This window comes from Streptomyces sp. NBC_00568, assembly GCF_026341855.1.
Taxonomy (GTDB): domain Bacteria; phylum Actinomycetota; class Actinomycetes; order Streptomycetales; family Streptomycetaceae; genus Streptomyces.
The window spans coordinates 87534-110951 of record NZ_JAPENW010000002.1; the positions used below are offsets into that span (position 1 = coordinate 87534).

The 23418-nt window shown below is 67.9% G+C and carries 20 protein-coding genes and 5 pseudogenes; 9 read left to right on the top strand and 16 right to left on the bottom strand.

The genetic code is table 11. The annotated features are described in order from the left end of the window. Positions 1-58: 58 nt before the first annotated feature. The 7 genes and pseudogenes from OOK38_RS32710 to OOK38_RS32740 form a co-directional block, all read right to left on the bottom strand. Positions 59-1285, bottom strand: coding sequence for an IS110 family transposase (locus OOK38_RS32710; protein WP_266849599.1), 1227 nt, complete (start codon positions 1283-1285; stop codon positions 59-61). A gap of 467 nt (positions 1286-1752) precedes the next feature. Then, positions 1753-2085: pseudogene (locus tag OOK38_RS32715) on the bottom strand (transposase); the annotation flags it as partial. Between the two features lie 30 nt (positions 2086-2115). Further along, on the bottom strand, positions 2116-2739 hold the full coding sequence (locus OOK38_RS32720) for an IS3 family transposase (RefSeq protein WP_266849601.1): 624 nt from the start codon (positions 2737-2739) through the stop codon (positions 2116-2118). Then, on the bottom strand, positions 2688-3011 hold the full coding sequence (locus OOK38_RS32725; RefSeq protein ID WP_266849603.1) for a hypothetical protein: 324 nt from the start codon (positions 3009-3011) through the stop codon (positions 2688-2690). The genes OOK38_RS32720 and OOK38_RS32725 overlap by 52 nt, the downstream gene beginning before the upstream one ends. Beyond that, positions 3008-3313: a transposase gene (locus OOK38_RS32730; protein WP_266849605.1), complete on the bottom strand. Its 306-nt coding sequence runs from the start codon at positions 3311-3313 to the stop codon at positions 3008-3010. Before OOK38_RS32730 ends, OOK38_RS32725 begins: the two co-directional genes overlap by 4 nt. 51 nt (positions 3314-3364) lie before the next feature. Then, the gene (locus OOK38_RS32735) at positions 3365-3772 is read right to left on the bottom strand and encodes a diadenosine tetraphosphate hydrolase (RefSeq protein WP_266849607.1); all 408 of its coding nucleotides are present in this window, start codon (positions 3770-3772) and stop codon (positions 3365-3367) included. A 375-nt stretch (positions 3773-4147) separates the two neighbouring features. Next, positions 4148-4882: a dienelactone hydrolase family protein gene (locus OOK38_RS32740; protein WP_266849609.1), complete on the bottom strand. Its 735-nt coding sequence runs from the start codon at positions 4880-4882 to the stop codon at positions 4148-4150. A gap of 236 nt (positions 4883-5118) precedes the next feature. Between OOK38_RS32740 and OOK38_RS32745 the strand changes: the two are divergent. The 3 genes and pseudogenes from OOK38_RS32745 to OOK38_RS32755 all read left to right on the top strand — a co-directional run. Beyond that, a pseudogene (locus OOK38_RS32745) lies at positions 5119-5360 on the top strand (transposase); the annotation flags it as partial. A 351-nt stretch (positions 5361-5711) separates the two neighbouring features. Then, entirely contained in the window at positions 5712-6830 is a 1119-nt protein-coding gene (locus tag OOK38_RS32750; protein WP_266849610.1) for a glycosyltransferase, read from the top strand. Positions 6831-6892: 62 nt separating this feature from the next. Then, positions 6893-7897, top strand: a complete 1005-nt coding sequence (locus tag OOK38_RS32755; protein ID WP_266849612.1) for a zinc-binding dehydrogenase — start codon at positions 6893-6895, stop codon at positions 7895-7897. Positions 7898-7959: 62 nt separating this feature from the next. On the opposite strand, the gene OOK38_RS32760 is transcribed toward OOK38_RS32755, so the two are convergent. Beyond that, positions 7960-9990, bottom strand: coding sequence for an ATP-binding protein (locus OOK38_RS32760; RefSeq protein ID WP_266849613.1), 2031 nt, complete (start codon positions 9988-9990; stop codon positions 7960-7962). Between the two features lie 785 nt (positions 9991-10775). On the opposite strand from OOK38_RS32760, the gene OOK38_RS32765 reads away from it, so the two are divergent. Then, a complete protein-coding gene (locus OOK38_RS32765; protein WP_266849615.1) occupies positions 10776-11858 on the top strand; it encodes a hypothetical protein in 1083 nt (360 codons plus the stop codon). A 241-nt stretch (positions 11859-12099) separates the two neighbouring features. Here OOK38_RS32765 and OOK38_RS32770 read toward each other — a convergent pair whose 3' ends face one another. Further along, positions 12100-12342: a hypothetical protein gene (locus tag OOK38_RS32770; protein WP_266849616.1), complete on the bottom strand. Its 243-nt coding sequence runs from the start codon at positions 12340-12342 to the stop codon at positions 12100-12102. A gap of 412 nt (positions 12343-12754) precedes the next feature. Here OOK38_RS32770 and OOK38_RS32775 point away from each other — a divergent pair, with 412 nt between their 5' ends. Next, entirely contained in the window at positions 12755-13771 is a 1017-nt protein-coding gene (locus OOK38_RS32775) for a DNA-directed RNA polymerase subunit alpha (protein ID WP_266849618.1), read from the top strand. On the opposite strand, the pseudogene OOK38_RS32780 reads toward OOK38_RS32775, so the two are convergent. Further along, positions 13698-13907 (bottom strand): annotated as a pseudogene (locus OOK38_RS32780) (hypothetical protein); the annotation flags it as partial. The gene OOK38_RS32775 and the pseudogene OOK38_RS32780 sit on opposite strands and share 74 nt — an antisense overlap. Positions 13908-14087: 180 nt before the next feature. On the opposite strand from OOK38_RS32780, the pseudogene OOK38_RS32785 reads away from it, so the two are divergent. Then, positions 14088-14249, top strand: a pseudogene (locus tag OOK38_RS32785) (IS5/IS1182 family transposase); the annotation flags it as partial. 126 nt (positions 14250-14375) lie between these two features. Here OOK38_RS32785 and OOK38_RS32790 read toward each other — a convergent pair. The 4 genes and pseudogenes from OOK38_RS32790 to OOK38_RS32805 all read right to left on the bottom strand — a co-directional run bounded on the left by OOK38_RS32790 (position 14376) and on the right by OOK38_RS32805 (position 17822). Further along, entirely contained in the window at positions 14376-15134 is a 759-nt protein-coding gene (locus tag OOK38_RS32790) for an IclR family transcriptional regulator (RefSeq protein WP_266849620.1), read from the bottom strand. Positions 15135-15187: 53 nt separating this feature from the next. Further along, a pseudogene (locus tag OOK38_RS32795) lies at positions 15188-15641 on the bottom strand (MBL fold metallo-hydrolase). Next, complete coding sequence (locus tag OOK38_RS32800; RefSeq protein WP_266849622.1) at positions 15631-15963, bottom strand: putative quinol monooxygenase; 333 nt, start codon at positions 15961-15963, stop codon at positions 15631-15633. The pseudogene OOK38_RS32795 and the gene OOK38_RS32800 overlap by 11 nt, the downstream one beginning before the upstream one ends. A 1271-nt stretch (positions 15964-17234) precedes the next feature. Beyond that, on the bottom strand, positions 17235-17822 hold the full coding sequence (locus tag OOK38_RS32805; RefSeq protein WP_266849624.1) for a TetR/AcrR family transcriptional regulator: 588 nt from the start codon (positions 17820-17822) through the stop codon (positions 17235-17237). Positions 17823-17933: 111 nt separating this feature from the next. On the opposite strand from OOK38_RS32805, the gene OOK38_RS32810 reads away from it, so the two are divergent. Next, positions 17934-18944 carry an NADP-dependent oxidoreductase gene (locus OOK38_RS32810; protein ID WP_266849625.1) on the top strand — a complete coding sequence of 337 codons (1011 nt, stop codon included), beginning with the start codon at positions 17934-17936 and terminating at the stop codon, positions 18942-18944. Positions 18945-19239: 295 nt separating this feature from the next. Here OOK38_RS32810 and OOK38_RS32815 read toward each other — a convergent pair whose 3' ends face one another. Beyond that, positions 19240-19437 (bottom strand): hypothetical protein, encoded by a 198-nt coding sequence (locus tag OOK38_RS32815; RefSeq protein ID WP_266849626.1) that lies wholly within the window; start codon positions 19435-19437, stop codon positions 19240-19242. A 481-nt stretch (positions 19438-19918) separates the two neighbouring features. Here OOK38_RS32815 and OOK38_RS32820 point away from each other — a divergent pair, with 481 nt between their 5' ends. Further along, positions 19919-20953, top strand: a complete 1035-nt coding sequence (locus OOK38_RS32820; protein WP_266849628.1) for a helix-turn-helix domain-containing protein — start codon at positions 19919-19921, stop codon at positions 20951-20953. 435 nt (positions 20954-21388) lie between these two features. Here the strand turns inward: OOK38_RS32820 and OOK38_RS32825 are convergent, their stop codons facing one another. Next, the gene (locus OOK38_RS32825) at positions 21389-22897 is read right to left on the bottom strand and encodes a GMC family oxidoreductase N-terminal domain-containing protein (protein ID WP_323178867.1); all 1509 of its coding nucleotides are present in this window, start codon (positions 22895-22897) and stop codon (positions 21389-21391) included. Between the two features lie 216 nt (positions 22898-23113). Between OOK38_RS32825 and OOK38_RS32830 the strand changes: the two genes are divergently transcribed. Beyond that, positions 23114-23389, top strand: a complete 276-nt coding sequence (locus OOK38_RS32830) for a hypothetical protein (RefSeq protein ID WP_266849629.1) — start codon at positions 23114-23116, stop codon at positions 23387-23389. Positions 23390-23418 lie beyond the last annotated feature (29 nt).

Genomic DNA, 23418 nt, shown 5'->3' on the forward strand with positions numbered 1-23418 from the left:
CATCGCGGTGGCGGGCGTTGGCGTTACGCCAGCGCAGACACCTCACGTTGCTATGCCGTCAAGCCGCGGCGGTCAGCTCCGTGGGGAAGGCGGTCTGTTCATCGAACAACTCGTGGTCCTGGAGGCAGTGGTAGAGCTGGCCGAGCATGCGGTTGAAGAGGTTTCTCTGCGCGGCCGCGTGCCAGTCTCCGGTCTCGCGACGGCGCCGGTAGTGGGCGTTGGCTCCGGCCGATGGCCGCAGGGAAGCGAAGGCCCAGAGGTAGCCGGCGTGGTTGAGGCGGTCGTTCTTCACCCAGCGTCGGGTGATGCTGGACTTCTTGCCGGACGCGCGGGTGATGGGCGAGGCACCGGCGTATGCCTTCAAGCCTCGGGCGTCGGCGAAGCGGGTGTGGTCGTCCCCGATCTCAGCCAGGATCCGGGCGGCCAACTGAATGCCGAGCCCGGGGAAGCTCAGCAGCACTTCGGCGTCCGGGTGTCGGGGGAACGCCTCTTCGACCGCTGTGGCGAGGTCGTCGGCGGCGGTGCAGGCGGCTTCCAGCTGGACCAGGAGGGCGAGCATCTGCTTGCCGAGCGCGTCCTCGACCAGGAGCGGCTGGTGGGCCCAGTCGGCGCGGAAGATCTCGCGGAGGCGGTCGGCCTCAGCCTCGATGCCGCGTTTGCGGCCGGCCCGCTTGAGCGCAGCCTGGATCTGCGCGCGGCTCAGCTTGACGGCCCTTGTGGGCGTCGGGGCGGTCTTGAGGACCTCGCGTGCCTCGGGCCGGCACAGACCATTGGTCCAGGTGGCGAAGGCGTCCAGGGCGGCCGGGTAGTACTCGCGTAGCAGGGAGCGGAGCTGGTTGGAGATCTGCTGCCGGTTCCAGGTCGCATCCTGCTGGGCTCGGGCGAGGACTGCGATGGCGCGGCCCAGGTCGCTGTCGTCGGGCAGCGGACGGTGGGCGTGTATGTCGGTGCGCAGGATGTTCGCCAGGACCAGAGCGTCACCGGGGTCGGACTTCTTGCGGGAGACGCTGTGCCGGTCACGGTAGCGGGCGGCGGCCATCGGGTTGATCGCGAACACTTTCCGCTTGCCCGTCCGCAGCACTGCCACCAGCAGGCCCCGGGACGTTTCGATGGCCACCGGGATCGGGTTCTCCTCGGTGTCGCCGTATTCGGCGAGCAGGTCCAGCAGCAGCTGGTAGCCGGCCGCGTCGTCGGTGATGTGCCGCTTGGCCAATAATTCGCCAGTGTCGTTGACGAGGGCGACGTCGTGAGTCCGTTCTGCCCAGTCAATGCCACAGTAGATCAAGGGTCCTCCCCTTCCGATAGGTAGGTATTTGCGCTGGTCACGAGCACAAGCGGGCCACGCAGCGACCTAATCCCAGGACTCAGCACAGAGGCTGGTCCGCCACCTCACTAGCCGTTCGTGACACCAGCGCACCCCGCGGGCCTCGGTCTATGCAGGAGCTCAAGCGGCTCGGGCATCACAAGAAGTCACCGTGGAATGGGCTCGCACCACCAACACCAACGAGTGATCAATCAGTGAGATGTAGGCAGTGGCGGCGGGCGCGAAGACGCCGAGCGTTACCGATCTGCGCTGAGGCATCAGAGGCCAGGTAGGCATGAGACATCCACCCGACGTCCACGCGACCGCCACCACCACAACACCAGGACCGCCCGCCGGTCTACACAGAGGCCTTCTCGAGCCAGGGTTGCCGAAGGCATCGCGATCCTGCTCGAACAGACTGAAGGAAGAGACCTCCTACAGCACTGCCGTTAGCAAGGGATTAGGTAGGCATGCAGGGCCCGGGTCTGCACGGTGTGGTTGGGGTGGTGGGAGTTGGCGATGGTGAACTGCCGCAGCGGTCCGAAATGGGCCTCGATCGGGTTCGTCAATGAGGCGTAGGTCGGCGTGAAGCACAACTCGACCTTGTTCTTCTTCGCCCAGCGGCGGATGTCGGCGCCTTTGTGGGCGGACAGGTTGTCCATGATCACGTAGATCGGGGCGCCGTCCGGGCGCGAGGCGCGGATCGATTTCAGTGCGGCCAGCGTGTTCGAGGCGCCTTTCCTGCGGCGGTTGACGCCCCACAGGGTGTCGTCGCCGACTGAACTTTCCCCGTGATGCTGGACACTCGTTGCTTACGCTGCGAGGGCGTGTTCTTGCTCGTGTCGCTGTCGGGTCTCCAGGGGGGTGAGGTAGCCCCAGGCCGGATGCTTCCGCAGCCGTCTGCGGTTGTAGAAGATCTCTATGAAGGCGAAGATCTCCGCGCGGGCGGTGGTCCGGTCGGGCCAGCGGCGGGTGCCGATCTCCGCTTTCAGCAGCGCGAAGAAGCTCTCGGCGGCGGCATTGTCGAAGCACGAACCGGTTCGGCCCATGCTCTGCCGTAGCCCCAACCGGCTTATCTCGCGGCGGAGTTCGTCGGAGGTGTACTCCGCTCCGCGGTCCGAGTGGACGATGCAGCCGGGCTGGAGCCGGCCGCGGCCGGCAGCCATGGCCAGTGCGTCGACGACCAGGGATGCGCGGTGGTGGTCGGCCATCGAGTAGCCGACGATCTCGCGGGTCGCCAGGTCCAGCCAGGTCGCCAGATACAGCCAGCCCTCGTCGGTGGGGATGTAAGTGATGTCGCCGACCAGTTTCCGGCCCGGGGCCGGGGCCGTGAAGTCGCGGCCGATCAGGTCGTGAGCGGGCACCGCCTTCTTCGCCGGACGGGTCAGCGACCGGCGCTTGCGCCGGGTGACCCCGGCGATGTTGCGCTCGCGCATGATCCGCTCCACCCGCTTGCGGTTGACCCGCCGGTCCAGCCCCTGCGCAGCCCGGCGTGGATGCGCGGCACTCCGTAGGTGCACCGGGAGGCGAGGTGCAGCACAGTGATCTCGTGGGCCAGGGCGTCGTCGGCGGCCCGGCGGGCGGCGCGGGCCTGCTCGCCGGCCAGCCAGGCATAGAAGGAGGACCGGGCCACCTTCAGCAGCCGGCACAACAGAGCGACCGGGTGGGTGGTCTTCTCCGCCTCGATGAACGCGTACACCTCGCTCATCGATCGCTCTCCTTCGCGAAGAAGACCGCCGCTTTTCGCAGCACCTCGATCGTCTCGGCCTGCTCACGGTTCTGCCGTCGCAGCCGACGCAGTTCCTCCCGCTCCGCGCTCGTCAGCCCGCCCGACGTCCCCTGCCCGCGGTCGATCGCGTCCTGCTTGACCCAGTTCCGCAGCCCCTCGGCGCTGACCCCGATCTCCCGGGCCACCTCGGTGACGGTCCTGCCGGAGGACCGGACCAGCGCGACCGCGTCACGCTTGAACTCCTCCGTGTACCGCCTGCTGCGGTTGCTCTTGCTTCCCACCTGGCACTACTTCCTCTGGAACCTCACGTCCCAGTCTCCAGGTGTCCAACATCAAGGGGAAGCTTCACTCCACCGGTCACCCGGATACAGCCACACAGGCTTGCCCACCAGCTCGGCCGGCTCCCACTCGAACCGTGGCCAGACGTGAGCATGCAAGAACGGGTCAGTGTTCCCCAAATTCTCCATTTTGACCCGGCGGAAGCCGGGGTCCAGGCGTCGGCAGACGCGCTCAACGGCTTCTCCGAGCCGGTCCATGTCGGACAGAAACGACAGCCGCCTTGCCCTCGGCAGATCAGACAGCCGTTGAACACCTGGCTCATCCACGAGGAGAACCGAGTAGCCCGGCAAGAACTGAACGTCGCCGATCACCGCGAATCCCGCCTCAAGCCGCCGCAGCACGGTCGGATTCTCACCTCGCAGAGCAGCCCCGATCCGATCCATCCGCCAGTCACCAGTCATGGCCCCAACTTAGCCACCGGTGATCAAGGCCCGCTCTTCGCTCCCCAACCTCCCCACATACATCACGAGCCAACCAAGTGAGGCGGGGAGCGCCCCTGGCCGTTTTCACGAATCGCCATTAGGGCGGGGTGCTCGGTTGCGGGGGTCGCCTGGCCGGCGGCCCGCCCCGGTGCGTTCGGGGTGGTGCCTCTGGTCTCCGGCATCGATCCGGTCCTGCACCACATGGCGCGGCCACCAGCGGCGGCCGTGCAGCTCAACACCCGTGGGCATTCCCCGATCCGACAGAGGCGGGCCACGGCCATGGAGACATCGGTGTGGCCCGCCATGCCGTCTGCTGGGCGCGGCCGTTTCAGGCTTGGTTTCCGGGCTGGAGCCTCAGCTGTTGGCCAGGGTGCCGTCCAGAAGGGGGAGCAGGCGATCCCAGTGGCGCTTCAGCCCGGAGACGCTAAAAGCGTCGGTGTCGGACATGGTGAAGCCGTGGATGGTGCCGGGGTAGATCTCGGAGGTGTAGCCGACACCTGCCGCATCCAGGGCCTGGTTGAGCTCGCCGAGGGCCTCAGGTGTCACGTCGCCTTCGGCGTGGCCGAGGTGGACCTGGGCGGTGATCTTGGAGAAGAGATTGGCCCCATCGACACCCACGGGGCCGTGGAACGCGGCGACGGCCGCCACCTGGTCGGGGTGGGCCGCGGCGGTGCGCATTGCGTAGAGGCCGCCTATGCAGTAGCCGGTCACCGCGACCGGTCCGGCGCCGACCTCGGGCTGAGTGGTGAGGAACCTGAGGTAGGCGTCGGCGTCGCTCAGGACACGTTCGGCGGTGTGTGCCTCGATCAGGGGCATCAGCTGGGCGAAGACCGCGGGCCGGACCTCTTCTCCGATGTACTCGGGAAGCTCGACCAGCGGTGCCGGGCCGTGCCGGTAGAAGGAGTTGGGGACGAGCACGTAGTAGCCGTGCCCGGCCAGTTCGCGGGCCATCTCCCCCAGCACGGGCCGGATGCCGAAGCCGTCCGCGTACATCAGCACCCCTGGGTGCCGCTCGCCGTGGTCGGGGAAGGCGGCGAAAGCGTCGGCCTGGCCGTCCGCGGTGGGAATCCGCAGCGTCTTGGTGGGCATGAATAATGCTCCTGTCGTGGTTGATGTGCAGAGCCTGTGATCAACACGACGGAGGCGGAGCACGCGCAGCAGCGCAAGAGCCTCGATCAAACAGCAGGCCCAAACCGGCCCGTACGGCGCTCAGAAGAGCCCCGGGTCACCGATCCGTGTGTGGCGCAAGGCCGTCCCGGTATTCATAGCCGCACAGCCTAGCCCACCAGATATGAGCTCATCTGCGGCAGAGATACCGACCGACAGGCTACGACTACCGCTACCTGCGGCGGTGGCTTGCTTCCCGCGGCATCCCGCACCGCCTCGCCCGCAGGGGGCTCGAGTCATCCCGGCATCTGGGCCGACATCGCTGGGTCGTGGAGCGGACCATGTCCTGGCTGTCCGGCTGTCGCCGACTCCACCGCCGCTACGAGCGAAAGCCGGAACACTTCCTCGCCTTCACTGCCATCGCAGCACCCTCATATGCCACCGCAGACTGACCAACTGAAATGATCTCTTTTATAGGAGCGGAGTGGGCCCGATTCCACTCGGCTCACCGGGAGTCGGGGCGGGCTGAGTGCCACGCGGGCCGGGCCCCGAACATGAGCTCCGCTCGCTCAGCCGTTGTCCGCGCGCGCACTGATAGGGGCAGCGGGAGCGTGGCCGCGTGGTGGCGGAATTGAGCAGAGGTGAGCAGTCACCGCGGCATTGCATGAGCGGTCATGACCCGCATGATGAAGCGACGAGGTCCAGAGCAGGCCGCACGGCCTGCGACGACCGGACTCGTGCGGGCACTGCCGCGTCCCAGACCACGGGCGCGCTCCGCGCAGGCCCCTGTTCTCTCTGCTGAAGGTGTTCCATGCGCATCCTGTTCTCCGGCACGCCGGCCTACGGTCACCTGTTGCCACTGCTCCCCCTCGAAAGAGCGGCCCGCCTGTCCGGTCACACCACCGCGTTCCTGACACACGCCTCCCTTGGAGGGGTGGTCGCTCCCGCCACCGTCCACACGGCGGGCGCGACGCTCGAGGACACCCTGGGCGAGTTCCAGCGGCGCACCGGAAAGAACGCCGCCACCGACATGAGCCCGGCCACCGCGGGCGAGTTCTTCGGTGGAACTCGTCTCGACCTCGGCGCGGACGACGCCCTGACGGCGGCCCGCGACTTCGCCCCGGACCTGGTGATAGCGGAGACCGCGGACTTCCTCGGCCCCTTGGTGGCCTCGCAGTTGGGCGTGCCGTGGGCCTCCCACGGCGTGGGTATCGCCTTGGAGTCCCCCTTGGCCGAGGCCATGTGGGCGACAGCTGCCGACCGTGCGGCGGAGCGGGGCATCACGCTGGCCCGGCCTTCGGCGACCGTCGACCCCTGGCCCGACTGCCTCCAGCGCGACGACTGGGAGCCGTCGGCGGACCGCATCACCATCCGGCCCCAGGCGCACGCGTCCGAGGCCGGCACGGATTGGCAGGCGCCGTCCTTCCCCGGCCGTGAGCACCTGCCCCGGGTCCTCGTAACCCTGGGCACGATCATCGACGACGCGGACGCGCTCAGCCGGATCGTCGCCTCGCTCGCCGGGCAGGACGTGAACGTCGTGGTCGCGCTCCCGCCGTCGTCCGAGACGGAGACCCTGCCGGTGGGTGGCAGCGGCGTCCACGTGACCGGATTCGTTCCCATGGGACTGCTGCTCCAGGGTGTGGACGCGGTCGTCTCCTCCGGTGGTGCCGGAACGGTGCTCTCGGTGCTCGGTGCCGGTGTCCCGATGGTGATCTGGCCCATGGGCCTCGACAAGCCCCTCAACGCCGAACGCACGGCCGCGCTGGGTGCCGCGGAGGTCATCGGTTCGGCGGACGAAGCCGGCGAGGCGGTCGCACGCGTACTGCGGCAGCCGTCGTTCCGGACCGCCGCCGAAGCGGCCTCCCGGAACATCGCCGCGATGACCCCGGTCCCCGAGGTTCTGTCCCTCCTGACCGAACGCCGGGGCTGAGCCTCCGCACGCCGGGCAGGACGTCGGCCGCCGAGCGAGCCGACACGGAAAGAGGAGGAACCATGTACGCGATACGCCAACATGCCTTCGGCGCACCGGACAAGCTGGTGTACGAAGAGGTAGATCCACCGTCTTTGGGCCCGGGCGAGGTCCGCCTCGCCGTCACCGCGGCGGGGGTCCACCTCATGGACACCGTGCTGCGCGCGGGGCGCGAGATGGGGATGGCACTGCCGCGCCTGCCGATGACACCGGGCCGGGAGGCAGCGGGCGTTGTGGACGCCGTCGGCGCGGGGGTCGACGCAGGATGGCTCGGGGAACGGGTGGTCGCTTATCTCGGGCACGAGCGCAACGGTGGTTATGCCACGCACGCCGTGACATCGGCCGATTCCCTGCACCGCATTCCCGACGGGCTCGACGACAACGCCGCCGTCACCATGATCGGAACCGGGCGGACCGCGATCGGCATTCTGGAGCAGGCAACCCTGTCGGCCAAGGATGTCGTCGTGGTCACGGCGGCCGCCGGAGGCCTGGGCACACTGCTCGTGCAGGCGGCACGGGGGGCGGGTGCCGTGGTCGTGGGCCTGGCCGGAGGCGGGCAGAAGCTCGACGTGGTGCGGGAGCAGGGCGCGAACGGTGCCGTGGACTACACCCTGCCCGGTTGGGAGGAGTTGCTCCGCGAGGCGCTGGGCGGCGTACCGTCGACCGTCGTCCTCGACGGGGTGGGCGGCCGGCTCGGCCGGACCGCGGCCGAGTCGCTCGGTGACGGAGGGCGGCACCTGTACTTCGGCTGGGCTTCCGACGAGGGACGGTTCACCAGCTTCTCCCCTCAGGAGTTGGAGAAGTACGGCATCACCTCCCAATTGGCGGTGGGTCCCTCGCTGTTCGGACTGCCGGGCGGAATCCGCAGGCTGGAGGAGACAGCACTCCAGTGGGCGGCGGCCGGACGACTGAGCCCCGTCGTCCAGTCCTTCCCGCTCGCCTGTGCGGACGAGGCCCATCACGCCCTGGAGACCAGGGCCACCGTCGGCAAGGTGGTCCTGCGGCCGGGGACCGACGGGCGACCGTGACCGGGGAGGCGCGGCAGTCCGCGGAGTGCCCAGCAGGGGGCACTCCGCGGACTGCCGCGTTGTCACGGGGGAAGCAGCGGCAGGCCGGTCTCCTCGTGACGCCACATGACCTCCTCGATGCGCGAGATCGCGGCGGTCAGGTGGCGCCGGTAGGTGCTGTACGGCATGTTCAATCGCCGGGCTGCCGCCTCCTGGGTGGGTGCTCCCTCGACAAAGGCGAGAGTGGCGACCCGGAGTGCCTTGTCTCCCCCGCGTTCGGTGACGAGGCATGCGACGGCGTTGGCGAGCACGTCCCGCAGTGTCATGCCGTGGTCGGCGACCAGGCGGCTGTGACGCAAGGGGTTCAACTCCAGGGCCGGCGGCTGAGTCAGGTCGCGCAGTGCGGAGCGGACCGCGGCGGTGAACTCCGGGCGGCTCAACGTCGGCGGAGGGAGGGGAGCGCGGGGCCGGGGAACAGGCGTACCAGCGTCGGCGAAGCCCTCGTCCGTGCCGGACATCAGTGCCTGCTGTTTGTCCGTCAGCCACGCTCCCGGCGCCAGGTCACGCCAGTCGTGGGCGAAGATCCGGTAGGCCGATCCGCTGACTGCGACGGGCTGCTCCAGCGGTGTCATGTCGCAGAACTCCATGTGCGCGTTCCAGAAGCCGTCGTCGCGGAGCACGATGAACGACCACGCCAGTCCGCTGTCCCGCAGGAGTTCGCCGAGCATGCGCCAGAGCATCAGGTCCATCACCGGCGAGGGCCGCTGATAGTGCCGCGGGTGGACGTGAAATCGGCCGAGGGCGATGTGCTCCCCGGGTCCGAGCGGGACGTGTGAAGCGACATGGTCCCAGGCCGCGGCAGCGATCGGGTCGTGCTCGCGCCCCTGGGCGGGCTCCGGTCGCAGCCAGGCGGAGAAGGCCACCGCAGGCGCCGTGCCGCGCAACCGCTGCACCCGAAAGTCCTGTGGCCGGGTCCGGAGCCAATAGCGGACCGTCTCGGCCGAGCCGGGGCCTTCTGCCCGTTCGGCGAGAGCCAGCACGTGGGCCTCATCAGATGGCCCGTACGGGTGGTCCTCGACCAGCCCCGGGAGGTGCCACAAGTGGCTCTGGGCCATGTGTCCCTCGCCCCGGTAGAGAAACTGGAGTGAACCCACCGCGTGCAGCAGCCGTTCGGAAGGAACGGAGGCGATCCGCTCCAGCAGGTGCCCGTGCAGGTGCCGGTACAACTGGTCGAATCGCTCCGGGTCCCGCCACCGCAGGTCGGCCGCCAGTGCCTCCCGGACGATGTCGTGGGGGAAGATCCCTTCGGCGCAGTGGTCCACGTACGGCTGCTCCCGCATCCACGCGAACAGTTCCGGGGCGTCATCACCCACCACGGCACGCAGGAGTGTCTCGGTCGTCAGATGAGCCTGGGCACAGACCTCGAGGGCGAGGCGGTGCCGCGGGCCCGGCAGATGTCCCAGGATCTGGCGCAGCAGGGACGCGACGACCTCAGGGGTGGGTCTCCAGGATCCGGAGGCGGGGAGGTCGATGCCTCCCGTCCTGGCCACATGAGCGGCAAGCGCCAGCGCGAGTGGGTGGCCGGAGGCGAAGGCGAGCAGAGGCTGGCGATGAGCAGGGGCGACTCCTCGTCTCTCCAGGAAGAGCTCCGCCTCGCTCGCGCTGAGGTCGTCCAGCGCCACCACCTTGAGCACGTCGGCCCAGCCGGGGTCCGCCGCCCAGTTGACGTCCGGCGCGTGCCGGCCTGCCACGACCACCAGTACGTCGTCGGCCAGGCTCGGCAGGAACTCCTCGCGCAGCCATCCCTCCAAGCTCTGGCAGTACTCGAAGGTGTCGATGAGCAGAAGCGCACCCGGCGCGTGCACGACCGCCGCGGCCGCCTTCTCGAAAGCCTCCGGTGCGGAGGACAGGGCGCGGCCGTCGACGTGGACCACCGGTCGGCCGGCAGCGCGGGCCTCGTTGGCGTACTGCCGCATGAGCGTCGATTTACCGATGCCGCCGGGGCCGTGCACGTACAACACAGAGGCGGCACCCGGCCGTCCGGCGAGGGCGTCACGCAGCAGGGCCAGTTCGGTCTCTCTGCCGACGAATGCGCTGCGCCTCGCCGTGCTCACGCGATCAGCGACAGTGCCGCGTGGCGGTGCTTCCATGTCCTGCCTTTCCCCACGGCAGGTGTGTGCCGCATCACTTGCAAGGGCACCTCACGACGGCCCGTCTTAGTTTGGCAACCCTAATGAAGGCCCCTCGCACTGCCCTATGCAGGCGCCCGGCCGAGCCGGACCAGGGCCGCTTTGCAGATCATGCCCACATTGGACACCCGGCCCGAACCCCGGCCTCTGACTCGCACCACCGGGGTCCGACCGATCGGCCCCAGGTCCTGACACGCGGCGGCGTCAGCGACTGGCTGGCCTCGCCTTCGAAGACTATCCAGCCGTTGCAGGCCGCCTGGGTCTTCTGGCATCGCCGCAACGAGTAGCAGGGCGAAGGGTCCGCATTGGAAGGTGTGGACCCCTTCGCTATGGCGAGTTGCTCCGAGCCATCTGCCTGTCTTCTCCGCCGTCGGGGCGCTTTGCCCCCGTCCACGTGCGTGAGGCGCTTTCGCAGCGCAGCTATTCATGGCGGCTTGTGATCAACAAGACCTGTACGAGCACCACACCGCCGACGAGGAAATCGGGTTCGGCCCCGGCGCCGAACGCGTCAAAGACGCGGTGACGAGACGTGGGCTGCGACCTGCACACACGACGCTCAAGCGTCGGAGCCTCAGCCACGAAGCACTGGGGGGGGTGAGGGCCTGAAAGAATTCTTCTGTCACTCCGGGCTCGCGCCGCAGCTAGAAGTCAGAAGCTCTGACTCCTGAGAGGAAGCAATGTCCACTCCTCCACCGCTCCAACGCTCTCTGATGGTGCTGGTCGACAGCTGCAGCGCAGGCAAGCTCTCCCAAGCCCCTGGCCTGCCCTCCGAGAACCAGCGGTCGTTCCTGGCCGAGGCGGCCAAGGACATCCGGTTCCGCACCAACAAAGACACCGGCGTCGACTTCTGCGGGTGGACCGCTGGCGGCGAGTTCTGGACGGCTGAGACCAAGATCGGCCGGATTCGTGGATCTCACGACGGTCGCTTGATCACGCTGCCGCTGGACTCAGGCCTTGCGGACGCTGCCGCGCTGCTCGACGGCGAAGTTCCCCTGGTCCACATTGCCGGTCACGGGCAAATTCCCGAAGCAATTTACGTGAGCAGCTCGGGGGTGTTGGTCCAGGAGCTCCTCGACGCGGTTGCGGAACGGGAACCAGCGGCCCGCCCGTTCGCTGCTGCCATCCGCCCTGCTCGGGAGGGACGAGCCTTCAGGGCCGCAAGGGACGCGCTGGAGGGATTCCTCAGCGGCATGGACCGCGTGGTGGACGAATTCATTACGACTTGGCTCGGGAGGAAGCCTGATGGCTGCCACGAGGCGGTCACCACGGCTCTGCTTGAGGAGTGGCCGGAAGGGCTCGACATCGCGGATGATGAGGCTGTTCTCCGCGACTTCAAAGCACGCGTCGCCAGGGCAACCAGGAACCTCAAGCCGCTTTGGGAACTTCAGGCCAACTATGGTCCCATCCAGTGCTTGGACGAGCCTCTCACGCCCGCAGGAGACACCCTCGGTGATCTACTGGCCGGCGGCACCGACACAGAGACAGAGGCACTGGACAACATCGAGTACCTCGACTCTCACCGGTGCCTGGCCTCGATCCTCTCTCTCACCCAGCTGTCGCCCACCGAGGAGCACGTCGTGAACGAGCTCTCGAGACAAAACCGGCCGGTCAAATGGCAGAAATTGGCCACCGAGCTCGGGTATTCCCGGGAGTTCGGGCGACGCATCAAGCGGCGCCTTCAGTACTACGCCGAGGTCCACGTCGACCGCATGCGGAAGATCGTGCCCGACCACGATTGCTGCCGCCAGCCCTACAACTCGATCGAAGCGATCTCTCCGAGGGCAGCCTGGTGAGCGCAATTCTTGCTTTCGCCGATCAGCTTCCTTCGTGGGCCTTGATCATTCTTCTGGTGATGCTCCTCGCCATCGCCTTCGTCAGAGCCACTTGCGCGGGAGTCGCCAAGATCTGTCGAGAGACCTATCCGCACAGGTCGGCAGACCGAGTAAAGATCGCGGAACTCAAAATCAGGCATCGTCAGTGGAAGCGCCAGCGGGGGGAGTGGGAAGCTCCGAACCCGCCGGGCTCGCACAAAAACTAGCCACAATCACCGGCGAATTGTCTCCCAAACTGCTGCGGGAATCCGGGAACTCGTCGGTTTCCGCTCGCGTCGATGGGGATCGGCTCGCCCGGGTTGAGGAGCGTGTCCACCAGGACGTCGCCGGACACCTTCTGGACACCGAGGTCGACGATGCGGGGGTCCCAGTCCAGTCCTGACGTCTCGGAGTCGAGGACGACCGTGTCCGGGTCGCTCAGGACGGCCCGGGCCCACTCGCTCAAGGAGGCGACCTCGTCGCGCCGTGCCTCTCGGCGAGTTCTCGCGCTTCCTGGTCGGCCCGCAACTGCTCGGTTCGTTCCCGATCGTCGCGCTTGGCGCAGGGCAGGCACCACCGCGGCCCGCACCATGTCTTCGTAGCCCGTGCGCCGGCGATCTCCTGGCCCAACGCCATAATCACGACACGGCCAGGGCCGCGCATGCCTGCCTGGCCGTCCTGGCGCCCGCGACCTGGACGCGGGCGGTGAAGAAGCGCGTGGGGGCGGCGGGCGAAGGGGGGAGGCCCGAAGCCTCCTCAGTGGGTTGGGGAGTCGTGCGGTTCGGGCGCTGCGGAGACCGTATCGCCCGTACCGCCCGTACCCTTCGTGGTGTCCACGGCGTCACCCAGCGGCGCCAAACCACGGGAGGCAACACCACGTGCTGATCGCTCAGCGTCCGTCCCTGACCGAAGAGGTCGTCGACGAATTCCGCTCCCGGTTCGTGATCGAGCCACTGGAGCCGGGATTCGGCTACACCCTCGGCAACTCCCTGCGCCGAACCCTCCTCTCGTCGATCCCCGGCGCTGCTGTCACCAGCATCCGCATCGACGGTGTCCTGCACGAGTTCACCACCGTGCCGGGCGTCAAGGAGGACGTCACCGACCTGATCCTCAACCTCAAGCAGCTGGTCGTCTCCTCGGAGCACGACGAGCCGGTCGTGATGTACCTGCGCAAGCAGGGTCCGGGTCTGGTGACCTCCGCCGACATCGCGCCCCCGGCCGGTGTCGAGGTGCACAATCCCGATCTGGTCCTGGCCACGCTCAACGGCAAGGGCAAGCTGGAGATGGAGCTGACCGTCGAGCGTGGCCGCGGCTACGTCTCCGCCGTACAGAACAAGCAGGTGGGCCAGGAGATCGGGCGCATCCCTGTCGACTCCATCTACTCGCCGGTGCTGAAGGTCACGTACAAGGTCGAGGCGACCCGTGTCGAGCAGCGCACCGACTTCGACAAGCTGATCGTCGACGTCGAGACCAAGCAGGCCATGCGTCCGCGCGACGCCATGGCGTCGGCCGGCAAGACGCTGGTCGAGCTGTTCGGGCTGGCCCGTGAGCTCAACATCGAAGCCGAGGGCATCGACATGGGCCCGTCCCCGGTGGACGCCGCCCTCGCCGCCGATCTGGTGATGCCGATCGAGGAGCTCGAGCTCACCGTCCGCTCGTACAACTGCCTCAAGCGTGAGGGCGTCCACTCCGTGGGTGAGCTCGTCGCCCGCTCCGAGGCCGACCTCCTGGACATCCGCAACTTCGGCGCGAAGTCCATCGACGAGGTCAAGGAAAAGCTGGCCGGCATGGGCCTGGGCCTCAAGGACAGCCCGCCCGGATTCAACCCGACCGCCGCCGCCCTCGGCGCGGACAACGACGCGGAGGCGGGTTTCGTGGAGACCGAGCAATACTGAACGCTGCGCCGCGCCAGGCATAGCGACACTTCGCGTACCGGGGCAGGAAGACCTCCACGCAGTTGCCCGCACGCTGGGCCACTTCGGCCGGGCCCGCGCCCGCGCACAGCCACGTGGACAGGGCCGAGTGCCGCAAAACACGTCCGCACCGGCCCAGGAGAAACCCCCTCGAACAATGTCTTCGCGGCGAGGATCAAGGCGGGAGGGCAGCCTACCTGTACGACCGGCTGGTGACGGAGGACGAATGCCGCCAGCGCATCCGGCGGCACCGTCCCAGCTCACTGCTGCCTCTGATCGCCGCGGAGGCCGGCCACCGGCATTCGACCGGCAGATCTACCGCCGACGCAACCTCATCGAACGCTGCTTCAACCGGCTCAAAGGCTTCCGAGGCATCGCCGCCAGATACGACATGACCGCCACTTCCTACGAAGCGGCGGTCAGTCTGGGGTCATTCCTGCTCTGGGCAAGATCCGTTTGAAGGCGACGGGATCGAGGGAATCCTTGCGAAGCGCCTGTCCGGCACTTGCCAGAGCGGGGTGCGTGTTTGGGCGAAAGCCCGGGCCCGGGGCACGAGCAAGGCGGTGCCGGCAAGAGAGGACGACCGTCAGCGGCAGATTGCCTGGGTGGCTTCGTTGGCCGCTCGTCGGACGCTTGCTGTCAACTGGGCGCGGTGTGAGCGAAGTTGGCTCGGAGAGACGGACAGGGCAACACTTCCGACCACAGTTCCGTCTTCACCCAGTACCGGCGCTGCAAGACAGGCTAGTCCTGGCTGGGCCTCCTCGACATCCACTGCGATTCCGGAGCGTCGGATTCGACGCAGTTCCTCGTCAAGTCGTGCGGCGGACACAATCGTGCGCGGAGTGAACGGGCGCAAGCCGGGTTCTTCGAGGTATCGACGACGGGCTGCGGGGCCCGCAGCCGCCAGTGCAATCTTGCCGTGGGCGTAGGCGTGGCTACGCGGATCGACACCGATGCCAAGATCGGTCCGCCTCCGGCCCTGAGCGGCGACAGTTCTGACATCCGCAATAACGAGGCCGTCGCCCTGGTAGGCCACGTAATTGGCCGAAGCACGGGTCGTGTGCCGCAATCGCACCAGCAGGCCGTCGATGCCGTCGTTCAGACCCGTCTGTTTTTGGAAGGAACGGTGCAGGGCGGAGACACGGTAGCCGAGCACATACCCGCCCTCTGTGCGTACCAGGTAGCCCCGCTCGGTAAGCGGGGTGAGCAAGGTGTACACAGTGGACAACGCGCAGTCGAGACTGCGGGCCAATGCCTTGGCCGATACCGGATCGGTCCCTTCAGCAACGAGTTCCAGCACCTCGAGGGTGCGGTCCGCTGCCCGAGGTCCGGTCTGACCCGGCATGGCACCTGCCCTTTCGTTCCTCTTGCTCTATAGCTCTCAGCGTGGCGAGGCCGCTACCAGCCTCGCTCCCGCCACTCCTGCAGGTGCGGCCTTTCCGCGCCCACCGTGCTGTCGCGACCGTGACCAGGATAAATCACAGTGGTATCGGGCAGTCGATCAAAGGTCTTGGTTTCGACTCCATGAAGAAGCCGGGCGAAAGCTGCCGGATCCTTGAAAGTGTTACCCACTCCACCAGGGAAGAGGCAGTCCCCCGTGAACAGATGCGGGGGTCCTTGCGGATCGTCGTACAGCAGGACGATGGAGCCTGGGGTGTGCCCCGCGATGTGGTAGGCGGTAAGTGTCACGCGGTCCCAGTGGATCTTGTCCCCCCGGCAAACGCAGCAGGTAAGCATTGTTGTCCATCGGGCCGACCGCGACCTTGGTTATGGTCACGGCCGTCAGCGTGCGCACGGCTGGCGGACCGCCAACTATGACTGCGCCGTCGCCGTAGGGATCGTCATGCTTCACGGGGAGACACCTCTGCCATCCGGTCCCATCCTTCGCGGTCCGGAATCTCGACGCTGACGATCTCAGGTGTCTGCGCGACGGCGTGCGACATGGCCTCCGTTGCCAGCTTGAAGTGCGTGGACTCGACGTGTTCCCGGCCAGCGTCGGCATCACGGAACGCTTCCACGAGCACGAACACGTTCGGGTCATCGACGCTGCGGGACCACTCAAAGAACAAGTTGCCCTGCTCCCGGCGGGTGGCCTGGGTGAAGTTGTCGACAAGGTCGAGCCAATCAGCGCCGCGATCGGGACGGGCACGGAACTTCACGGTGATGAAGATCATGGCTTCTCTTTCTACAGGTAGGTCATGGACGAGGAGGGAGGCGCTCGGCGGGCACTTCTGAGTGGCGTGGTGACGGTTCTCAGACCCGGGCAAGCCAGCTCCGTCACTCTGCGCCAGTACTGCCCTGTTCTGAACTCGCAGGGCGCGGGATTCCACTCATGCTGGAATCCCCGCGTCTACTGATGAACCCAGGGCCGCGCGGCACCGTCTCAGGAGCAGGTTCAGCGCCATCGACTCGATACTTTTGGCGTCCTAGGAGCTGATCGACTTCTTGGCCGACCGAGTCGGGCGAGCTGCGCTACACCGAACCGACACCAGCCACGAGAGCGTCCCGCTCCGCGACCTCACCCCGGCCGTGGGCAGTACGGCACGGACACGAGGGGGCGGGGTGCGGGCTGGAGGGACAGGGGCAGGCTGGCGAAGGTGCGACTTCGCGCCGCGGCGCACCCTGACGTTGCCGAATCGCGCGCTGACCCGTGCGCGGAACCCCGGCGCCCGCTGCCTGCTCCAACTCCGCCTCGCCCGCACCCTGGCGGCGCAGAACGAGCGCGGAGCCGTCCTGCGAGCCCTCGCCGCCGCGGAAAAGAACCTCAGCGACGCCGGAACCGACCGCCCCGCCTGGTGCTCCTGGGTGTCCGAAGCCGTTATGCGGTCTGTCAACCTGTTCCAGCCTGGGAGTGTCTCAAGACTGCACTGCGGCCTGGCCGCATGACGAGGTCGTCGGCCAGGCAGCAACGCGCGTGTCGTCAGGGGTGGGTGGCGATGATGCCGGGGCCGGCGCCGAGGGCGAGCACCCGCTGGATGCCGTCGAGGCCGCGGTGGTCGCCGGGCAGGGTGTAGAACTCGGGCGCGTGGCGGGGCCGGTGGGCGGCGTAGTACAGCGCGGTGGACGCGAACAGCTCTTCGGGCGTGTACGGGGTGTCGCCGAGGTGAGCCCAGAGGCGGCTATTTGTTGATCTTGAGGTGTCTGCGTATCCGTCGGGCGGCGGGGTCGTGTTCGGCGACGTGCCGGGCGACCGCGTCGACGCTGGGGTGTGCGCACCGCTCCAGGGAGTGGAGGGAGGGGTGGCGGGGAGCGGGCCGGCTGCATCGGGGTGGAGGTGCCGCCCTCGGCGTCGTGTGTCAGGGTGCTGTGGCGGATCCGGTGCAGTGTCCAGCCGTCGCGCGCGGCTCGATACCGGTGCCCTTGACCGGCTTGGCGAACTCGGCGTCGAACCGCTCCTGCCGAGCGCGCGGCCGAGTTCGCTGGTCCGCGTGCGCGACGATGTCAGCTACGGGCGAGGGGGGCGTTCCTCCTCGGCGTCGCTGCTCCCTGCGCTCGCCAGAATCGCGCTCGCGACAACCTCGAAGAGGTGGTCGGCGCGTGGCGCGAGCGAGGGTTGATCGCCGAGCCAAGCGAGCATGGCCACCAGCGCAAACAAATCGGCGCCATCGATATCGCTCCGCGCCATGCCTGCGGCCTGGGCACGGGTGAGGAGCCGCGCACCCGCCGCGCGCAGGGTGACGCACGAAGCGTGGAGTGCGGATTCGGCGTCCTCGATGGCGGCTGCCATCAGCACGGTCACGCCCCGATACTCGGTTGTCCACGCGACGCAGTCGCGTAGCCACGAAACGAGAGCATCTTCGGGTGAGCTCAACGTTTCGAGCTCGGCTGCCTGTGCCGCCAGCTCGTCGAAGCTCGTGCGGAGCAGGGCATCGAGCAGCGCCTCGCGCGTCGGGAAGTGACGCAGCAGCGTCGCGAGCCCGACATCGGCCCTGCGCGCGATGTCGCGCAGTGACACGTCGACGCCTTGCTCGGTGATGGCGGCGCCCGCTACTGCGAGCAGGTGGTCGCGGTTCTTCCTGGCGTCGGCCCGCACTTGTCCCCCTTGACTATCCGGATCAGTGGTCCATATATTCGGATCAGTGATCCGTTTATGTGGACCACTGATCCGGATAAGACTATCCCGCAGCGCGGGCAGGGGAAAACGATGCCGACACACACAATGAGGGCAGTCCGGCTCCATGAGTACGGCGGCCCTGAAGTTCTGCGTTACGACGAGGTGCCGATTCCCGAGCCGGGGCCGGGCGAAGTGCTCGTTCGCGTTCACGCGGTCGGCATCAATCCTCCGGACTGGTACCTGCGCGGCGGGCTGACCAGGATGCCCGGGGAGACGGAATCGACGGTCAGCCTGCCGGTGATTCCGGGGACGGACGTGTCGGGCGTCGTCGAGGCCGTCGCCGCGGACGTGGACGGCCTCGCCGTAGGTGATGAAGTCTTCGGTCTTCTGCGTTTTCCCAGCTTCAACGGCAGCGCGTACGCCGAGTACGTGGCCGCGCCCGCGTCGGACCTCGCACGTAAGCCGGCCGGCATCGACCACGTGCACGCCGCCGGGGCGCCCATGGCCGGGCTCACCGCGTGGCAGTTCCTGATCGAGGTCGGACACGATCACCCCTCGCCCTTCCAGGAGGCACGGCATCGCCCGACGGCACTCGATGGCGACACGACGGTGCTCATCAACGGCGCCGCGGGCGGCGTGGGGCACTTCGCACTGCAGCTGGCGAAATGGAGGGGCGCACGTGTCATCGCGGTGGCATCGGGCGCGCATGAATCGTTCCTGAGCCAACTCGGCGCCGACCAGTTCATCGACTACACCAAGAGTCGTCCTGAGGAACTCGTGCACGACGTCGACCTCGTGCTCGACACCGTCGGCGGCCCCGACAGCAAGCGCTTCCTGCGCACGCTTAAGCGCGGCGGCGTCCAGTTCCCCGTACTTCCCGGGGACTTCGACGAAGAAGAGACCGCGAAGCTAGGCGTCACGGTCTCGAGCGCCCAGGTCCGCTCGAACGGCGCGCAACTCGCTGAACTGGGGCGCCTGCTCGATGCGGGCACAATCCAGGTCGCGATCGACAGCACGTTTGCGCTCGCGGATGCCCGAGCCGCGCACGAACGCGCCGCCCGAGGGCACATCCAGGGCAAGATCGTGCTCACGGTCGCTTAGGAACGAGCCGTTTCACCGACGCGTCCGGCGCCCGTCCGCGGGGCACCGGCGGCCATCGAGACGCCGATGCGGAGAACTTGGGGCGTGTCCTGGCGACCACGCGGCCGCGATGCTCGCAAACGGCGAACCGAGCCGACCGCACGGGTCGGCTCGGTTCGCCGCAGGAGATCGCCGAGACGGTCGCATTCCTGATGCCGGCTGAAGGGCGACATCACTGGCCGGCACATCACCATCGCCGGCGGGAGCGGTCCGGCGCCCTGGCGGTGGAGCGGTCGGTCGCAAGGCGGCGCACCGCTCACGTCACGTCCTCCGCCCTCCCGGCGCACACCAAATGGTCGCTGTCGCTGTGCGCGCCCGATCTTTCACCCGACAACCGAGCGCGAACGACCTGGATCACGGAGATCTGGTGACGTTGGCAGGCGTCCTGACCGAAGACGCCACCTGGAAGGCCAACGTCGCCGGTGAGGTCGAGCAGGGCCCCTTCGTCGGACACGCGGCGATTCTCGACCTGGTGCGAGATGCAACGGAGGCGCAAACCGATCAGCGAAGGCACAACCTGATCAACATGGTCTTCCGGGTGACGTCTCGGATGTGGTGCAAGGCCTCAACCGACCAGTGGTTCTGCGCGAGTTCGGCGAGTTGTGGTGGGCTGGCCTGTTCGGGCGAGAGGCTGGGGTCACGTAGACGCTCTTCGTCTCGACCTTGCCTGCCTTGTGGTGGGTGCGGCGGCGCTTGATCCGCATGGCCTGGACAGCGTGCGGGAAGAGCAGGCCGGGACGGACGGTGCAGACTTCAGACGGCGGATCTCACAGCGGCCGTGCCCGGCCCCGGCGGTGCGGGCCTGCAGTGCCCCTCGACCGCTGCCATGCGGGCCGTCTGTAGGAAGATTGGCACAGCGCCGACATGCACCACGGCGACGTCCGTACGGAACACGAACACCGCGTTGAAGCAACGAATGTGAGGATCGGAGAGTGATGAACAGAACTGGAGCGGAGGTCGACGGCGCGCGCGGGGTGTTATCAGTTGACTCGACCGCCCCGGGCGCCGCACCGCGGGGACTCGACGCCTTCCGGCGCGGGTGGGAGACGCAGATCGGCGACGACGTCTTCCAACTGCCAGCCTTCAGCCCTGACACGATCGGTGACTTCCGGGTCAAGGGCCACGTGGCCAAGGTGCAGGGCGCGGCGATCGCCGATCTTCACGCCGCCTCGGCAACCCGGACCGCGGACATCCCGGGCGGAGACCAGGACCTGGTGGCGATGTACGTAGTGCAGCGCGGCGCGTGGACTCTGGGCGGACCGCCGGGTGGCGGCGAACAGACCGTATCGGCCGGGCAGTTCCTCGTCCGGCACGTCGGCCGCCTGTCGGCCTTCGAGACGTCGGCGCACCTCACGGCGAAGTTCTTCGTCCTGCCCCCCGGCGAGCTCAAACCCCTGCTCGGGAACCGGGTCATCACCGGGCCGGCGGACTCGGCCGAGATACGCCTGCTGACGGCCCTCACGGACATGATCCACATAACGGTGGCCGACCTCGGCCCGGCCGGTGTGGAAGCCGCCCACGCCGCCCTGATCGAGCTGGCCAAGGCGGTGACGAAGGGCCGGTTCGACGACGTAGAACCCCGGCTGGCTCCCGCGCTCACCCAGGCAGCTAAGGACCTCGCGGACCGCCGGCTCGCTGATCCCGAACTTTCTCCTGCAATGCTTGCGCGTGAACTCAACGTCTCCGTCCGTACGCTGCACCGGGCATTCGCCGCGGTGGGAGAGCAGGTGGCCACCTACATCCGCCACCGGCGACTGCAAGAGGCCCGGCTCGCCCTCACCGAGCCGTCAGGTCGCCTGAGTATCTCGGAACTCGCCGCACACTGGCAGTTCGCGGACAGCAGCCACTTCACCCGGACCTTCAAGAAGCACTACGGTCAGACTCCCACCGAGTACGCCCGCTCGACCGGAGCAGCCTCGCTCTCGCCGACCCGGCACCCGCCGGGCCACGGGCCGGCCGAAAGCGCGTGACCAAAGGTACGACCGCAGTTCAGCAGAGGCAGGGCGGCGCTGTGGGCGGCGCCTGGGCATTTGACCGCGGCGGGATGTTGTCGATGAGGGCGCGGGCTGGGTGACCTCGCCGGCGCTGCCCGCAGGGCCCTCAGTCGTTTCAGGACCTCGGCGGTTCCCGGCGAGCTGAGAGGTGATCCCCCCGTGGCTCACCATTGGGTGGTGTTTGCTGCCCGCCTTCCGCTGGCCGACCGACGACGGACCGGCGTCAGCTCCCCCCACTTTCGCGCGTATGTGGCAGCCGTCCACACACGGCCTGGACCCGTCGAGCTCGCCGGCCACCTTGAGTTCGGCAAGCAGGATGCCGGCAGCTGGTCGAAGACCCCGGCCAGCTGCCGGCGATCCAGGCGTCGGGGATGAGCGCGTTGTGGAAGCGCCGTGGGCGCTGTAGAAGGCTCAGTCGATCAGTTCGGCGGCCCGTTCGGCGATGGCGTAGACGGTCGCGTTGGTGTTGGCCGAGGGGATGGACGGCATCACCGAGGCATCGGCGACCCGCAGTCCGGCTATTCCGTGTACGCGAAGGTTCGCAGGGTCGACGACGGTGTCGGCGTCGGTTCCCATGCGGCAGGTGCCGGTGAAGTGGAAGTAAGGGCCAGTGGCCTTGCGGATGAACTCGTCCACGGATTCGCCGCTTGTTCCGGAGCCCGGCACCGCTTCCTGCTTGCGCCACTCGGCGAACGCGTCGGCCTCCCCGATGCGGCGTGCCAGGGCCAGGCCCTTGCGCATGATCTCCAGGTCACGGTCGTCGCTCAGGTAGCCGGGGTCGACGACGGGAGCGCTGCCGGGATTGGAGTCCGCCAGGCGCACGGTGCCGCTGCTGTGCGGAGCCATCGCGGAGAAAGCGATGGAGTAGCCGTTGGCCGGCGGCGGGCCCCATGCCGACGGGAGCGGTGCGGCGACGATGTAGACCTGAAGGTCCGGCCGGGCCGCGGCGGGGTCGCTGTACAGGAGGCCCATCATTTCGGCGGGCGGGTTGGCAGGAATGAACGGTACGGGCTGGATGGCCTCGTACACCACGCCCGCCATCGGATGGTCCTGCAGATGGGAGCCCACTCCCGGCAGGTCGGCGACGACGTCGATACCGTGTTCCTCAAGGTGTTGTGCCGGGCCGATCCCTGACAGCATCAGGAGGTGTGCGGAACCGATGGCTCCCGCAGTCAGTACCACCTCGGCGCTGTCGACGGACAGGTGCTCCCCACCGGTGGTGTACTCGACGCCGGTGCAGCGGCCCGCGGTGGTGCGCAGCCGCTGCACGGTCGCGTCCGTGACGACGTCCAGGTTCGGCCGGTCAAGGAACGGACGGATGTAGGCGTCGGCCGCGCTCTGGCGGGCGCCGTCGGGCAGATTCATGTCACTCCACCCGAACCCGGTCTCCAGTCCGCTGCCGATGTCATCGGCGCGTGCGAACCCAGCCTCCACCGCGGCGTCGACGCCCGCCGTGGCCAGGGGATGGGGTTCCGGGACCGGGGCGACCGCGACCGGCCCGTCCGTGCCCCGCACGGAGGCATTACGGCTGCGAGTGCTCTCGCTGCGGCGGAAATAGGGCAGCAGATCGTCGAAACCCCAGCCTGGAGCACCGAGGCCGGGCCATGCGTCGTAACCGGAGCGGTGCCCCCGCAGGTGGTAGAGGCCGTTGATGCTCGACGATCCGCCGAGCGCCTTGCCGCGCAGCACGTCAGCGGCCCTGCCTGTACCGGCCTGCACGGTCGAGGCGCCCAGCCAGAGGGATGACGGGTCAAACCCCAGGAAGCCCCAAGGGGATGCCATCGTCACGGTTGCGTCCCGGGCTCCGGCTTCCAGCAGCAACACCCGCACGCCGGGGCGTTCCGAAAGCCGGGAGGCAATCACGCATCCCGCTGTCCCCGCTCCCACCACGACATAGTCATAAGGACTCTTGCCCATCATGTCTCCGCTTTCCACGGCAGCCTTTGTCCGACCACCGGTTCTCAGAAAATCAGCTCCTCGACGTTCAAGGAGCTGATTACGCTTATGTACCAAAGGGGTCTGAAAGTGAGGATGGTCGTCTTCGCGTCAGCCCTGTGGGTCACCCAGCCGCGTCCGGGCTCGGCGCGCAGAAGGCGTGGAACCGGCTGATCAGCAGCGAGCGGGCTCCAGTGGAGCATGGCTGTCCGGATGGAGGCTCGCCACACACCCCTGCTGGTGTGGGCGTTGCTGGTGCTGACCGACACCGAGGTGACCCGATGGCAAACGATCACCTTGATCCGGCGGGCCTGCGATCCGCACACTGCCGATCACCCCTTTGGGGATGTCCATGGCGGCGCCGGTACCTGCGATGACGGCCACGGGGCCGGAATTCTCTTGGTTCACGAATTTCTCGTCTTTGGTGTGTATCTGTCCATGAACAGCCCGGGTGTTCCCTCTGCCGTCGAAGCTTAGGAAAACCGACACAGCACGCACTTGAACCG